General features: G+C 65.3%; 1 protein-coding gene. It reads right to left on the reverse strand.

All coding sequences use genetic code 11. From position 1 onward, the window contains the following. Positions 1-102: 102 nt before the first annotated feature. Positions 103-17322, reverse strand: coding sequence for a LuxR C-terminal-related transcriptional regulator (locus IG65_RS0123835; RefSeq protein WP_231509382.1), 17220 nt, complete (start codon positions 17320-17322; stop codon positions 103-105). Positions 17323-17337: the final 15 nt, after the last annotated feature.

Below are 17337 nucleotides of genomic sequence, written 5' to 3' on the forward strand. Positions count from 1 at the left end.
GCGATGGTGCGGGATGTAGTTCGGCCCTGGCGGATCCCTGCGGAGGCGCCACATTGATCACGTGTGCCTACTCGATGGGGCCGAGAGTACTGCTCGATTCGGTCACGCCTGGCTTCCGGATTCCGGGCCGATTTCCTCGACCCAGGCCATGTGGGACTCGGCGTCATGACTCACGGATCGCGCGGCGGCCTCCACGTCGGCCAAACGGACTGCGAGACCATCCAGGTAGACCTCGGTCAGCGTTTGTCCGACGGTGTCGCTGTCCGGGTCGATGACCCAGCTGTCGTCGAGCGCATCGGGGGTGACCTGCCGCATCTGCGCGTGCAAGAGCAACTTGGTCAACTTGTCGAGTGTGTCGAGATCGCGAGCCGTCCGGTCGGCCGGGAAGCCCATTTCACGGAATCGGCGAAGGCTCTCATACTTCGACGCAATCACCGTACGCCAGTCGCTCGGAGTCAATTCGTCGTACGGGTGCGGAAGGTTGCGGGCGCCTGGAAGGTTGAGTCTTTCGGCCAGTACGTCCCGCAGGTTGGTGAGTGTCAACACCGCCTCGGCATTGTCGGCTGGTGTGTTGTACCAGGCGCTCGCTTCGATTCGGACGAGGTTGTCGATCACGTCCTGGTACCACTCGGCTCGGTTGCGCCGATCGTATGCCGCTTTCGACGTGAGTGTTCGTTCCCGGACCGCCTCGAGCTCCGCACGCGGAGTGTAGTGCTTCCGCCACTCGATCTTTCCGTTCACGCCTGTGGCGTAGTGAAGGGTGAATCCCCCTGGCGGTAGTGCGTCCTGGTACGCGTTCCCGTTGTCGATCGGCCGAACGATGAAACCGAGCTGGAGTCGCCAGTTCTTGCTCCCGCGCTCATGTCTGTCCCAGGGGTGGACAAGCGTATCGCCCCGACCGAGACGCTGCCCGGTCGGAGTGTGGAAGAAATCTCGCCAAGCGTCTTCGAAATCCCCGAATATGTCGCTCGCGTCGAATCCGGGCACATACTCGATGAGCAACACCAGTTCGCTGCCGCCAGGCAGGATTTCATCCGCGCCCAGTACCTCGGCAGGCCGCGAGCCGGCGTCCGCGAGGGTGATGGCCGCCAGCTTCTCGGCGTCGCGCTGATCGATATCGCGTACCTTCTTCTCGATGTGACGAAATCCGTTGCGGTAGTGAACAATGCATACCCCCGCGGACATCGTCGCATCTCCGGTATCGCCTTTCACGTGCTCGCGAGCGATCTCACCCGAGGCAAGGGCCTCTGCGCATTTCTCGGCGAACGTCCTTTCGTCGGCCAGGTCCTTACGCCACCAGACGTAGTCGCGGTCGCGGTAGTAGTAGGCGGTGCGCTCCGGGTCTGGATGTGCTCCGGATATCGTTTCCACGACGAGGCGTCCCTGGTCGTCGATACGAACGTGCCAGTACTCGATCGACACGCCGTTTTCTGGAGCCTGTCGGCGGAACCCAGGCACCTGCAGGTCCAGCAGCGCATGTTGATCGCGCAGTGGCGATGCCACGATCACTCGTCCGTCCGAGGTGTATCCGATCGCCTCCACAACCTGCCCGTCGTCATGGATGAACGGGCTCACTCCGGCAGCTGCGAACAGCTCCGGTACGGCCATGATCGCGAGCGCTGTGCGAACCTCGTCCAGGTATGTTTTCGCGGCTTCGAGATGCCGGGGCAGCGAGCGGACGCGCTCATCCAGTTCGGAAATCGCGTCTTGATGGTCGAGCAACTCGGTCAACGCGTCGTCGGCTACGAGCCGGCGTAGAACCGATTCGAATCGCCGGCGCTGTCGACTCCGCAGCGCTTGGACCGTGCGCGCGATTGCCTCGGGGGCGCGTTGCTGCAGCTTCGTCGCATCCAGGCCGAGCGCCTGCGCCGGTTGCAGCGCATAGGTGACCACGTCCTCGGCGTCCGCCTCGGCAGCACGAAGCGCACGACCGAGAGCGGGGGAAAGCTCGATGGGGTCCGGAGTCGAGTCGTCACTGCCGAAGCGGTGCCACACACTCGGGACGTCACCTCGACGTCCCCGTCTGTTCCCTCGATCGACGCCCGGATCGACGAATTCGATCTCGCTCCGACCATCGAGTACTCCATCGAGCGAAGGCGGCCTGGCGCCACGGCCGCGACGTTGCCCCAGAGGCGTCAGTAGTCGCGGACCACCGGAGCCCATGCTCGGCTGTCGTTCGTCGCCGGGCAGGCCGTGGAGAAGTGGCATGCGATTTCGCGGTTCATCCACTGCTTTGGGGTCGGCCAGTGAGTCAGTGGCGTTGGTCAGCTTGGTTTCGCCCCTGACGTATTCGCCGACTTTCGGTGGCTCGGTCCGAGGGCTGTCCGGTGCGGGTGCGCTGGGGTTCGCGTCGGCGGGGGACGCACCGATGACGTTGGCGATGAACGGAACTCGGGCGACCGCCGTCGGCGAATGACGGCGCAGGACGGTCTCGCGCACGGTCCGGACATATCCCTCGGTTTCCGGATGGTCGCGACTCTGGAGGTAGTGGCCGAAGTCGTAGTCTCCGCTCAGCAACTCGTGCACTGCCGATACGAACCGCCAATGCGCATCGTCCGTGGGGACGGACCTACCGGTTCGGCGGCGCAGCTGCGAGTGCAGGGCACGGTGGAGTATCTCAGGGGCGGCATCGGGCGGAGCGGCCAGCACGTCCGCGACGACCGACGTGAACCACTGGGCAATACGATTCTCCGGCGACGACCTCGTGCCCTGGAATCCGTCGTGCAACTGTTCGGCGTGACGCAACTGATACGGCTCGATCCAGTGGTTCAGAAAGCGGTCGTACACGGATCGGCAGGCGATCATCGGAAGCAGGCTGTCGCCCGCGTGCCGCGCTCGGTGGTACGCCGGCGACTGTCGGTCCAGGGCGCGGCAGCCCGGGTAGTTCGCCCCGAACACCCCGTCCCGCGGGATCGGATCGAAATACCCGAACTCGGCCGGTGACTGATACTTCCTGGTCAGGTCGCGATCGGCCTGGAGGACCGGCCGCGCCGCCACCGTCGGGAGGTATGCGTACTGCGGAAGTTCGTCCAGCGACAGCTCGCGCTCGACGCGGCCGATGGCGCTGGCATGTGCCGCGGTATCCGGGCCACTCGGCCGGTCCGGCTCGTCCGCCCGCATCGTTTCGAGTTTGTAGATCGCCATCATCTCGCCGGGTGTCCGGGGCCGCAGTTGTGCGAGCAGCAACCGTCGGCCGCTCGTATTGGGAAGGCCGAGAACGGTTTCGGCCTCGAGGGCGGCGGCGCAGAAAGCAGCGAGCGTACTGAGCCGGGGCCCACGCTCGGCCAGCCAATTCAGTTGCCATTCCCAGTAATCAGGGCTGTCGATCCAGGCGGGGCCATGCGGTTCGCCTGCCGCGATCCGCATCAGGTCATCGATGTAGGCGAAGCTCGGGTCCAAACCGAGTAGTTCCGCTGCGAGCCGGTGGGGTTGGGGTACATACAGGGTCGGCTTGCTGCCGATGGGATCTGTCGGCCGCGATCCGATCTCATCCGGCGATTGGACGCTCGGGAGGTCGGGGGATTGTTCGGTATCACGAGGCTGATGATGTGGTGCCTCGAGAGTGTCTCGATTCTCGTCGACCGTGATCGCGACCGCCTCGAACCACGGAGTACGCGCATGCGGGTTTGCCTGTGGTTCAGCTTCCTCGGCGGCTTCTGTGGCCCGGCTACGGTCGAGCGCATCGGACTCGAGGTGAGTGCGCCATGGCGTCGGCCGGCCTTCGATAGGTGCTGCATTGTGTGAGGTTTCCGGTGCGTCGGCTCCGGCGAAGTTTGTCGATGTCGGATCGGGAACACCTGATTCGTCGAGCCACGGCTGAACTACGCGGGTATGGAAGGTCTCCATGGCGGCGGCGACCGATTCGGTATCCGCAGCCAAATCACGCTGCGTGTATACAGCGGTGCTCACACCGTTGCGGCGTTCGAGGAGCAGGGTGCAGCGCCCTTCCCCGCCGAGCACCCGGCCGACCGACATCGTGATCGCTACACCCGCATCGGTAGCAACGAAGTCGTCGACTTGGACCCAGAAGTCCTTGGTGGCACCGCGGAACATCGACTCGGCGTTGGGGCCGGCCGTCGTGATCGGGGCACCGTGGCTGTCCACCAACTGGTCGAAACTCGGTGTGCCGGGCGGCCGCTGCCTGCGCCAGAGTTCGCCCTGCATTCCGTCGTCGACATCGAGTTCCGGATCGGCGAGGTCGATGTGCTGCGCGAAATCGTGGAGAGTCTGGGCGAGGTGCTTCACGCGCAGGTGTGTCCTGGCCAGACCGCTGCCGAAGATGATCGATTTCACACGCCCGCCGTGGACTACCCAGTGGCCGGCCGAGTAGGCCCAGTGCCCGGGTTCGTCGAACGTGCTGTACAGCATGAAATGCTGGTGCGGATACGGCGTCGTTCGCCTGCTGTGCGGCGTGAACCAGAAATTGTCGCCTTGTGGGCCGGTCGTGTATCCGACTCCAGCCGGATCGCAAATCAATCCTTCGTGGTTGAAGTGCACTTCAACCCAGTCGAGGACGTCGGCCATTCCGGGGACGTACGGTGCATCCGAATTCATCGGTAAGAGTTCGTAGTCCGCCTCGGGAGCCGACGGCGTCCGGTTCCCGGCCCCAAGGTCGACAGTCAGCATTGCCGCCGGCGCGGAACCGGTGAATTCCGGGAGTGTCGCGTCCGGCGGCGCGATCGAGTCGCTGTCGATCGCGCCGTCCTCGTCGACCATGCCCAGTCGTTGTGCCGCCAGTGCCAGCCGAACGGGATTATCGACGCCGAATTTGCGATACAGCCGGTTGATGAATGCCTGTACGTAATGGCGGTCGATCGCCAACTCGTCAGCGATGGCCTGGCGGGACATCCCCTCGACCAGGAGCAGGAGGACGTCCGCCTCGGAGTCTGCGCCCGACAGCACGACCGGGGCCGGCGGTTCCAGAGAACCGACCACGGAGTCGTCGAGCAGGTCGGCGCGATCCGCCGCCAGCACTGTCGACATCGAGTCTGAGGTATGCAGCGCGCTCGCGGCGCGCTGGAGATCGGTTTCCACGGTGTCGACCGGGATCCGAAGTTCGGCAGCGATTTCCTCGGCCTGTAGTCCTCGCGTGAGCAGCTCGAGTATCCGGCGTTGTCGCGCGGTCAGGGTCGGCTGCTCCCGGCCGGAGGTAACCTCGCCGGACTCGTCCTCGCCGCCGAGGTCGATCGCGCTCGGGTCGACGCGGTTGCGCGATCGGTTGTCAGCTTCGGTATCTCCCGCCCCGGAATACCCCCGAAGGTCGGTCAGCACCTCTTGGGCGAGGCGCTGTTCAGTCGCGGTCGGATCCGTATCGGCCGGCAGGGGATTATTCGGTGCAGCGGGTCGATCGGTCCTGGAACCCCGTGGGCGGTCTTCGGAGGCATCCCCCGGGATGCCTGCTCGCAGTGTGCTGTCTGGAGGGGCTGTCGACGGCCGGTACGTGGGATTGGGCCGCCAGTACTGCGGCAATTGGTCGGCAAGGGCCGCGAAATCGCGCTGCCAGACTTCGGCGGGAATCTCGAAGCAGCCTACGATGCGGTCGCTACGCAAGCCCCCCGGCCAGTGCACGGAGACGACGCCGCCGTTCTCGTCCACCACTCCGAAACCACCGGGCGCGTCGATGACGTAGATCCGATGGACGACGCTCCACTGTGAGGTCTCATCGTCCATCACCACCGATTCGCCGTAATCGCCCGCTCGATTCACGCGCACCGTCGTGTAGACAACCTTGCCGTCGCGCTGCGACAACGGAACGAACCCGTCCGCCCACGGGACAGTGTGGGGACGCGTGTCGCCACGGAACACCAGCCCTCCGCCGCCGCGCCATCCCGATTCCGGATAGTCACGCGCGAGTGCTTCCCACCTCCGACGGATTTCGTCGAGATCGACATCCGTGTCGACGGCCGACGCGAGCAGAACATCATCCGGCAACTCCGCGGCCCGCTGCCAGTGCACCGGCACCGATGGGCTGTCGAGGATCATGCGCACGACCTGAGCAGCGTCGAGGGGATCATCGCCGCGGTCTTGGCCGATGCGGGTTTGCGGCCGGGGTGTTGTCTCCCAGTCGGCATTGGTCCAGTTGTCGTCGGGGTTGAGGGGGTTTTCGGGTTGGCCGTCTTGGCGGTAGGTGATGGCGAAGAACTTGGTGGCTTGGCGGTTCAGTTGTGCGAGGCGGGTGTGGGCCTGCTGACCGTGGAGGTGGATGTCGATGGTGTTGCCGTCGGCGTCGAGGGCGAGGGTGTTGTCGGGGTTGCGGCGAAGTTCGTGTAGCCAGAGTTGGCCGGTGTGGTCGGCGCCGAGGGTGAGGACGTGGCCGTCGATGTGGTCGCCGGTCGCGCCGGGGTATTCGATGGTGAGGAGCGCGAGTGCTGTTGGGTGGGCGGGGTTTTCGATGTTGGAGGTGAGTGTTCCAAGGGGGGTGCTGCTGCTCGCGGTCTCATCGCCGGAGGTGAGGTCGACGTATTTTCCGTGGGCGTATTGGGCCAGTTCGCGGGGATGGATGCCGAAGTTTTCGATGATCGCGATGGTGTCGGCGTCGGGTACCTCGATTGGTGTGTTGTCGAAATAGTCACGGATGAAGGTGAGTTCGGTTACTGCGCAGCGGGGGTCGGTGATAGACCCGGCTCGCACGGGGGCTGTGCGGGCTGCGCGCTGTATTTCGGCATCGACCTGCGCATCCGCATCGGGCGCCTCGGCGTGGTCGGCCTCGGCGAGAAAGCGTTCGATCGTATCCAGCAGCACCCTTGCCTGTTCGGATCCGTGTGCCTCGGCTAGTCGGCGAAGTCCGTCGAGACTGTCGCCGGTATTCGGTGCGGCGGGTGCCGCGATGGGAGTGACATCGAAGAGGCGATCCAGCTGCCGAGCCAGCGCTTCGTTGCGTTCGGCGGCTACTCGTTGCAGGCGCCGCATGTCGTTCATACCGGCAGCACGCCCGGTTTCCGTGGCGATGAACCGGTCCAGAACCAGCGAGGCAGTGATCCACTCGGTGACGGCACGCGGATTCACCACGGCGAGTGCGTCGTCGGTGGTGGCGGCGACATGTCGGCCGATGGCGGTGAGGGCAGCGTCGAGACTGATGCGAATCGCGAAATCCGCTGGCGCCGAGAGCGTTTGCGCCAACACGGTCAGTGCGTCATCCGTATCGGCTGCCGACTCCGAAGGGTGCGGTGCGGCTTCGGTGGTGGGACGGTCGTCGCCGGGATGAGCCGTCTGTTCCGGCGCGTCGGATCCGCGACGCAGGCGCAGCAGGACGCGATGGCCCAGCGCCGCCGCTCCCATTCCGAGGAAGCCGGCCGCGGTGGCCCATGCCGTCGGCTGAGCCCCCATCGCCAGGATCATTGCTCCGCCGCCTGCCATACCGACGGCAGACGCCGCCCGGGAGGTCATGTCGTCGACCGAATTGATCCGGCTGAGCAGATCTTGGGGAGCGTTAGCGATTCGGTAGTGATTCAGGGGGGTCCGAGCGGCGCCGAGCATCCCCCACGATGCCGCGAGGGTCGCGCCCAGGACGGCGGGGTCGTTGGAAACAGCCTGGGCGACAGCGGCTCCCGTTATGGCTCCGACTCTGCCGAGCAGCCACCCGCGGTAGTTGACCGGGGTTTGCCGCTCCACTCGCCTCCGCAGCATCCGCCCGGAGATGGAGGACCCGACCATGCTTCCCACCGATGCCGACACCACCATCGTTCCGGCCAGCCAGCCGTTGAGACCCGATTCGACGATGGTTGCGGACACGAAAATCGACTGGACACCGAGAAAGAGATTGCCGTAGCCGGCCGTGGCTACATCGCCGCGCAGCACCGGGTCGGCAACCACGGCCCGAGCGCCCATGGTGTTGCCCTTGCGTATGCGTTGCCAACGGGTAGCGGCGTCCGGCGGCGCAGGTGCGTTCCGGATATCGGCGGCGCGCAACTTCGACAGGGTCGCAAGATTCCACGCATAGGTCCCGCTGTTGAGGGCAGTGGGAATCGCCCGCCCGAACTCCACCAGTGCGGGGGCGACGGAGTGACCCAGCACCCGCGGTGCCCGCGCCAGCAGCGTCGACAGTTGAGCGTGGGCCACCTTCTCTTCAGAGGTGATGATCTGGTTCATCGCACGACCGGCCGAAGCGCCGTAGATCGCCGCTGCCAAGGCTTCCAGCGCCGAGGTTGTCGCGAGCACGGGGCCCAGATGCGCTGCGCCAGTGGCAATCCAGACGGTCGCCGTCCCCGCGGCCACAAGCCCGAGCGACTGGCTGATGCCCTGCAGGCGCGCGGGATGAGTGGTGTCGGCCCAATATCCGATGAAGGGCGATCCGATGATGCGGGGCAATTGGCTGGCCGGCCCGAGCACGGGTGCCCAGCTGGGGTCATTGGCCATGATCAACAGCGGCAGGGCCTGCGCCATGACCTCGTCACCGAAACCGGTGGCGAAGGAGTTGATCGTCAGCGTTCGGTAGAGCGAGTTCCCGCGCAGCAGCTCTCGTTTCCGCTTGTTCTCGGGTGCGGAGTTCGGCTCCGATTCGCCCGTGCTCGCCGGTGCTTCAGGCCTGCGCAACCGCAGACCGAGAAACCTATCGGGCAGTCGCGGTCGGCGGTTGCGCCCGGGCGGCCCGGTTACTTCTCGGTCGGCGTGCTCGGGGCGCACCTCCGAATCGTCCGGGGTGGTGCGGGCGACGAGCCTGCCGCCGACGTTCTCGAATTCGGCGACGTAGGCGTAGTCGACCTCCTGATACGTCGGTTCCCATGCGATCGCACCTCGGGACGTCACGGCCGGCCGGATGTGCGGGCGGTCGCCTTCGATCAGTGTGTCGCCGAGGAAGATGTCGCCACCAATCCTCGTCGCCAAGTACGCGTGCGCCTTTTCACCTCGGCCGACGACAACGACGACGGTATCGAGGGTGGGATCTGCGGTGAGTTTGTCGATCGCGAGTCGCCTGGGGTCGACCGATCCGGTGGTGAGGTCGACCTCGGTGAGACCGGCTGCGAGATTGCGTTGCAGATCCACCAATCGTCGGCGTTCGGGGTCCGGGTCGGCGTCGGCCTCGTCGGCGCCCAGCGCGTGCGTCATGCGTGAGATCCACGGAACGCAGTCGAGTACCGGCCGCGGCAGCTGCTCGGATTCCGCGGGCCGATCCGCTGCAAGGGACCCCAGGTCCTCCTGGCGCAGATTCGCTTCGATCGCATCCGAGGGTCCCTCGATCAGGCCGTCGGTGCTCTGGGGCGCGGGGGCCGCGTTGGTGGCGGGTAACTCGGTTCCATGCACCGCGGCCAGTGCGAACTCGCTGAAAGCCGGTCCCGCCTCGTCGAATTCGAACCACATCGTGGTGGTGCCGTCCGGGCGGCTATCCAGGCCGAACCGGTGGGCCAGGTGGTGGAGCAGCCACGTGGTCCTGCTTTCGGCATACTCGGTGAGCGGGTTCGGTGCCACGGCGCCGACGTCGGACACTTCGAAGCGAAGTGTCCGAGCCCCCCGGGGTCCCGACTTCGTCGCCGAGATCTTCCCGCCGCGTCGCACGTGCGTGTACATCGACGCCAGGTCCGAGCCGAGAGTCGCGGTGGAACGCGCCTGGTCCGGGTTGGCCCAATCGGCGACGAAACGGCGGATATCCGCGCGAGCCGTGTCGATAGCGTCTTGCTCGCTGGTCCGGGGCTGATCGGCGGAAGTGGTCAGTTGCAGCTGGTTCGTGGCGACCGGAGCGGTGCGGTCGGCGGGCGAGGACGGATCGTGCGGTTCCCGGTACCCGAGTTTCCTCGGCTGTAGCTGCCGACCGGGGTCGACCTGTGCTGGATAAGATTCCGGCCTTCCGAGGTGAAGGAGCACATCGGATTCCCACGAGCCGAATCCGCGGTCCGCGTGGTAAACCTCCTCCAGATCGGTGACGAAGGTTTCATCCTGGAGGCCGAGGCGGCGCGCGACCTCGTCGACGGTCTCCCGGCGATCCGGTTCGCCGCCCCATATCGCCACGGTCCTGGTGGCGAACCCGGCGTCGGTCAGTCGTTCCGCCAGTGAAATACCGTATGCGCCAGTGACATCCGACCACATCTGCTGTTGTCGTGTGAGGTGGGTCAGGCCGACCAGAATCGCCATCTTCGCGCCCGGCAGCCGCATCGTTTCGGTGACGACCCGCGCCATATGCGATTCGCGTACGTCACGCAGGGGCGACCCGCTGGGCGAGGAGGGTTTCTTCACATCGAACGGAACGATGGTGATCCCGGCGGCGGCCATGGCCTTGACCGTCTCGGCGTAGTTTTCGTAGCCCGGACCGCAGAGGATCCCGGTCAGGTCGACCTGCTCTCCCGAGTTCAGGGCGTCGAATGCCGGATGCGGGGGTGCTTCGATGCCGTAGTGGGTGACGCCGGCGGCGCGCAGGGCAGCCGCCTGTTGTTCGAGGAAGGCCGGTCCCGCCGGGTTGGTGTGGGTTTCGCCGAACAGCACGATCTGTGCGTCTTCGACCAACCGGGCGACGTTCACCGGCTGCCGGTCGAGCATGGTGCCTGCCAGCGCTTGGATGTGTGGGGGATCCTCGGCGAACTGTTCGGCGAACGTCGACTCCGCGGTGTCGGTGACTGAGGACCCGTGCGCCTCCGTTGTGGCGGTGGCTTCTTCCACGTCGGCCGGTGCGGGTGGATCGGTGGAGACCAGCAGTCGGTCGAGATCACCGACGGCAGCAACGGCGGCTCGATGCCGTTGTTCGGCGGCTGCGGCCCGTCGTTCCAGCTCGGCCGATCTGTCGGCGCTTCGGATCGCCTCCCGCACGAGCCAGGATTGCAGAGGTGACGGCTCCAGGGCGCGGGGGTCTGCATCGTGGGGGATTCGAGCGATCAGCGATTCGTATTGCTGGGAGCGGTCTTTCGGTGAAGTGCGTTCCAGCACGGTGATCAGCGCATCGAGCCAGTCGGCCAGCTGCACCAGCGATTCGTACTGCCGGCCCGCGCTCTCGAATTCGCTTTCGTCGGCTTCGTCCACATACTGAGCCGCGTCCCGCATGCGCTCGAACAACGCGGCGTACATCAGGTGCACTTGGGGGACGACCGCTGCGCCGAGACCGGCGAGCATTCGGACGGCATCATCGTGTCGTGCCGCGTCGCGGGCTGCGGCTTCCACCGTGACCGCGATCGAGCTGACGGTGCCAAGGGCCGATTGCCGCCGGGCTTCGACGTCGGCCGCGGCGCGAGTGCGTGCGACCGCGGCGGCGGCATCCGACATATCCTCGACCGCATTCGCGAATGCGGTCAGTTGCCGCAACCGCTCGGTCGCGCGAGTATTCGCTTGCTCGGCCGCCTGAAGTTCCGCGAAGCGAGCTCGGATATGGGCGACCGGAACCACGGTTGTCGGCGGATCGTTCTCCACACGGTAGGGGTTGGCCTCGGAGTGGTCCTGTCCGAGGCGGGATTTCGGCCCGGGTGCCTGTTCCCACTCCGCATTGGTCCAGTTGTCGCTGCGGCGGAGGGGACGTTCGGCTCGGCCGTTCCTGTCGTAGGTGATGGCGTGGAAGATGCGTCGTTGTTGCTGCGCGTCCGGTGCCTGCAGTTCGGTGAGGCGGGCGCGTGCGTCCTCACCCCGGTGGAGGTGATCGACGACGTTGCCCTCGGGGTCGAGGGCGAGGGTGTCGTCCGGGTTGCGGCGAACTTCGTGGACCCACAGTTCGCCGTTCTCGTCGACGCCGAGCGTGAGGACGTGGCCGTCGAGCCGGTCGGTGCGGGAACCGTGTGGTTCGACGGTGAGCAGGGCGAGCGTGGTTGGCTTGTCCGGATTTCGGAGGTCGTCGACGAGCGGTGTGAGCGGATCGGTATTCGCATCGTCGGCCGCATATTCGCGGTATCGCCCGCCGGCGTACTCGGCGAATTCACGCCCCCCGATTCCGAACAGTTCGATCATCTGCGCCGCTTCGGCGTCGGGAACGCGAACCGGTGATCGGCGGGGATCTGCGGAGAGTCCCGCGAGCCGCTCGGCGATAAAGGTGAGTTCGGCGATCGCGCAGCGGGGCGTAGTGGTGGCCCCTCCTCGCACCGATGCGATGCGGGCCGCCCACTGCACCTCGGCATCGACCTGTGCGTCGGTGTCGGCGTAGTGAACCTTCTTCGCTATCTCCTCGGACAGATTCCGGGCAGTGACGTCTGCGTCGACGCCGAGCGACAGCGCGACGAAACGGTAGGCCTCCAGGACGTCCAGCGGTGCGACGGTGGCCGACATCCCGCGCTCCAGCGAACCTTTCAGCTCGAGCAGGATGTTCCTCAGTACCTCGGACGGAGGTATCGGGTCCTCCACCGCGGAACGCCGGCCGGAACGCAGATACGTTTCGAGCGGGATGTCGGGTGCGATGGCGAGCGGCGTTTCGGAACTCGGATGCTCTGCAATCTCGTCGAGCGGCACACCCCAGTCGGAGTCGGTGCGCAGATAGTCGTAGACCCGCCGCGCCGCGGCCATCAACGTCGCGGTATCGACTCCTCTGTCCCGCAATGTGTTCAGGAAGTCCGCGAGTGAATCGCCCGGATCCGATTCGCTCGCGGATACCAGGTCGGCGGCTCTGTTCTCTTGTGTTGCTGCCGAACTCGGAGCCTCCGATAGATGTCCGATGCTGTACAGATACGACACCGCCAGATCGAGAGTCCGTCGAGTGGAACTGCCGTCGTCGAGTTCCTGCGTCGACGTCACAACATCGTGCGGTGCTTCCATGAGAGCACGCCGCATCTCGAACAACGGCCGTAGCGTGTTCTTGATTGCGCCGGCTCCCGGGAACCGATTGAGCAGCGCGATGCTCGCATCGAAGGCGGCGGACAGGTGCGTTCCTGCGGTCGCGTAGTGGCCGAGCGAGAGCTCGTAGGCGGTGACCATGATCAGGGTGCGCAGGTAATCCGCGCCGGCAGCGGCGAATTCGCCACGCGGATCCGCCAGACCGGCCCGAGTGAATTCTCGTTCCAGGCCGGGCAGCAGTCGAAGCGCCTTGGCGATATGCGGGGGATTGACGAGGTATATCGGATCCGCTTCGGCTGCCGCCGCAGCCGCCGATGTCGGTATGCGATCGAGTACGCCGAGCGTCATCGCCACCGCCTCGGCATCGCTGCGTGCGCCGAGCTTGCGCACTGTTCTCTGCACGGCAGTATTGACGAAACTTCGAGTAACTCCGAGCAATTCGGCTATTTCCAGCCGAGACAACCGCTCCGTGAGAAGCTGGAGGATCTGTTGTTCTCGGCCCGTGAGCGCCGAGATATCGGATACCGAATTCGGGTGCGGAGCTACCTCGCCATTACGGATCGCCTCGGCGAGCGCAAAGATGGCTTCGTGCCGCGGACCGCCGACGGAGCGGGTGTACTCGCGGTACATATCGATGTCTTCCGCATTGGTCTCGGGCAAATCCGGGAGCTGTGCTCGCCCGGTCTCGCGCGGGCTGTGTGGTGCGTTGCCGATCAAGCCCTCCGGCCCGGAACGCGGGTCCGGCGAATCGTCGTCGAGGTCGGGGAATGCATCGGCGAAACCGGCCAGTGCGGCGTCGATGTCGCTCTCCCTGGCAACCTCGCCGGCCGGGCCCCGACCCCGGTCCGGCGGTGCCGCCTCCCGCGGCGCAGAGCTACCACCGGTCGGCTCGGCGCGCATTTCGAACCACACGGTCTTGCCGTCCGGATGTAGGACAACGCCGTGATCGGAGGCGAGCATATTCAACAGAGGGCCGCCCCGGCCGGACTCGGCGTTGCCGTCGGGGGCGCGCCATGTCGGAAGCGTGCGACTGTAATCACGAATCCCCACTCGGATGACCGGAGCGCCGGGACCGTCGGTCACTGTCGCAATGACGAACCCGCGGGTCTTGGCGTGCCGCGGAATGTTGCCCGCCAACTCCGACACCAGCAGCTCGGCCGAGTCGACCTGATCGACGTCGGGCCATCCCACCTCACCGGCGCCTGCCCAGTTCTCCATGATCCTGCGCACCAGCCGCCTGGTCTGCCAGCTATCCGAACCGTCCGGGGCGCTGACCCGCACCAAATAGTCACCGGCGTCGGGCAGTGCGGCCGGTGCCGCACTCGTGACCGCACCCTGGAGCTGGATCCGAGCACACCGCGCCACCACCGCATCGATGGCCGCACGCGCAGCACCGAGATCGACGAGCATCTCTTCGAGATCGGCGGGATCCAAGCCGCGAACAGCCTCGATCACCGACGCTTCCAACCCCTCGCTCACCGCAGAGGCGACGAAGCCGGACGTCGCCCCGGCGACGTAGTCGAGGACCGCCAGCATGCCGCGCTCTTGCCGCGAGTAATTCCTCACCGCAGGATCGGACGCCACCGCACCTCCGGATTCGATGGACGATCCCGGACCCCACAGCTTCGTCATCAGAGCAGTACGGAAACCTTCGGGCACGCTCTCGTCGGCAAGAACGCCATCACCCTCTGTCAGCGGCGTCCCGCCTTCTGCGGCAACGACGCCGTCGGCTCCGGTTGCCTCCCGGTCGTGCGGCCTGCTGCCGATCGGTCCTGCCGGATTCGAACCCTCCTCACCCGGTTCATCCGACAGCGCCGGCAATTGCGGACTGCGCTCGTCGGCGACACCGGCGGCCGGAGCTTCGGTGTCGAGACGCAACTCGGCCGTGGGGGATTCCGGGCGTATGACGATCCAGTCTCCCGAGCCGGCATGGGCGTCTGCTGCACGGCCGGGGTAAGTGGCGACGCTGACCCACCTGCCCTGGACTCGTTCCCAGTGTTGGACCCACGCTTGCAGTTGGGGCGCCACGCGACCGAGCAGGTACGGACTGTACCAGTCACCTTTCGTGTATATGTCGATCCCCTCGCGATGAGCAAGGTCTTCGAAACGGCTCGCCAGGATATCGCTACAGAGCTGGAAGTCGTAGTCGCTCGGCCACTTATCCAGTCCGAGCCTGTATCGACTGTCGAAGAATGCCTTTTCCGGTTTGTGTTCATCATTGTCGTATCCAGCCTCACGATAGCTTCGCGCGGCATTATCGACGTGTCGCCTTCGCTCTTCCGGGGTGAGATCGGACGCAAATTCGGCTGCCATGCGTTCCATCTCATCGACGGTCTGGGGAAAATTCTTTCCGGGAGTCGCCGAATAGAATTTCGAAGCTGTTCCGAACAACCGGACATCGGCATCTGTAATTCCGTCGAGTGCCAATGCCCGACGCATGTGGTCGACGCATTCTTCCCACTGATCGCGGCTGAATCCCAGTGGGATCCGTTGTTCGATCATGTCGCGGTACTGCCTATGCGATACCCCCGCGAAACGCAGTTCACGTTCGGCAGGCCGACTACCGATGAAGCCTCCGTCCTCATGGTCTGGAGCCTGCTCGGAGGATTGGCCCGTGCTGTCATCGGCGGTACCGAATTCGCTGATGGGGCCGGGTTCGTTGGGTCCCGATGGCCGTGACCACGGCGTCGCTCCCAGCGTCACCCGACCCGGCGTGCTGCCGATAGACCCCAGCGCCCGGTCCAGCCGGTCGGCAGCGCGGGCGAGTGCGTCGTGAGCGATCAACCCCTGCACATGGTCGCTACGCAGATATCCGTTCACCTGGCGCTTCGCTTCGGCTTCGGCATTAGTCGCGGACCAGCCCTGCCGACGAAGATCAGCAGCTTTGTTTTCGACGAACTCTTCTCCGAGGGCCTGTTCCCGCGCATAGCACTGCTCTCGATACTCGTCGAGAACTTCCTGTTCGGCCCGCGCGGTGGCTTCGGGATCGGCGCCGAGGTCGCGGATGCGGGTCAGTAGGCTGGAGGCGGGATTGGTGGATGGCCGGCGATTGGTCCAGGACTCCGCGATTCGGGGGTCCGACGCTGTCCGAGTTTCCTTCCGCGGCATGTACTTCGCACGCATGCGGATGGCATGTTTTTTGGTTTCGTTGTGGAATTCGACGGCAGTGAGGTAATCGGGATGGTGCGGATCCTCGTGGAGCAGGCGTGAGGCCGTTTTCCGGAGAAAGTCTCTGTGCTCGGCACGGAGGGCCCTGTTCTCGAGGGTCCAGGTCGGAGGGTACTGATATCCGTTTTCGGGGTCCAGGAAGTTCACGTTCCCGAGGAGTCGATCGGCATATGCCCTTTTCGCAACCGCGGGTTTGAGGTCGATAAATTCGAGAATCTCAATTATGGATTGGGGGCGCAGGCGGTTGGTGTCGGGTCGGGTGGGATTCCAGTCCGGATTTCGATCGAGACGTGCTGCGACGCTGGGGCCGAGACCCAGTCGAATCAATTGCAGAACTTCCGCTCGGATTTCCTCGCCGGTTTCCGCAGCGAATCCGGCAATGAAGTGGTTGATGCTTTCGATTTCCGAATTGATTGCCCTGGAGAGAGTTAAACCCTTGGGGTATCTGGCCGACATGTTGTCTTCGCAGGACAGGCGACTGCTGTCGGTGAGGGCGTCGTACTCGGTCAGCGTATCCAGATCGATGCCGGCAACCGCTTGGACAACAGGATCGGGGTCCAATCTGCCGACTTGTCTGCCAGTATCTTCGTCGAAGGTTGTGCCCAACACGATGCGGCCGAGACGTTGGATCCGCTGTGGTGGATATCCGAGGTGGCGGGCGTGGGCTTTGACCAGTTCGGCCGAGTGGAGTTCGTCGTAACCGCTCTCGTTGTTGCTCTTACGTCCGTTGCCGTAAACAACGTCGCTGTAGACTTCGCCGACTATCGCGTCGAGGCGGTCCTGGAGGTTGATAGGCACATCGGCGACGACCAGGTTGTCGAGATGCTGCCGGAGCCTCGCCAGGCTGCGCAGAACGCCGTCGCCGTTGTGGTAAGCCGCCAGCGTGCCGTGCTCGGGCTTTTCCAGGTCTCCGACGATCCGGTTTACCGCAGGCTCACCGTCCTGCGTCACATCGGGGTCACCGCCGTACAGGGTGTACGCGGTGTGCAGGCCCATGGCTGCCAGCCGGAGCGCGCGATGTATGTCCTGTCGCTCGGCGGGCGTCGCCGTTTCGAGTAGTCGTTCCGGCAGCCCCGCACGCAGAAGCTCGATCTCCCGGGTCAGCACACCTTCGGGCAAGGGTGCTTGTCGCGGGTCCAGCAACAGCTCACGAAGACGATCGTTCTCGGCGAGTTCATCCGATGAACCGCGCTGCAACCGCGCATACACCTGTGGCAGCGTCTCCGACCCACGCCGCAACCGTGCCCGCGCCTCCAGCACATCCTCATGCGGCCTTCGACCGATAAGGTCCTGGGTGTCTCCGTCCGTCTCCCGCAGGCGATCGGTACGTTCCGCGCCGGAATCTCCGATCTCGGGCGGGGCATCGACGGCGGGCCCCGCGGGGTTGTCCGCTGGTGCGGGTCGGTGTAGTTCGAACCAGGAGGATTTGCCCGAGCCGTCGTCGAACGTGGTTATGCCGGATTCGTCGGCGGCGGCCGCCATCATCGGCAGGCCACG

Origin of the sequence: Nocardia sp. NRRL WC-3656, assembly GCF_000720265.1 — a bacterium.
Taxonomy (GTDB): domain Bacteria; phylum Actinomycetota; class Actinomycetes; order Mycobacteriales; family Mycobacteriaceae; genus Nocardia; species Nocardia nova.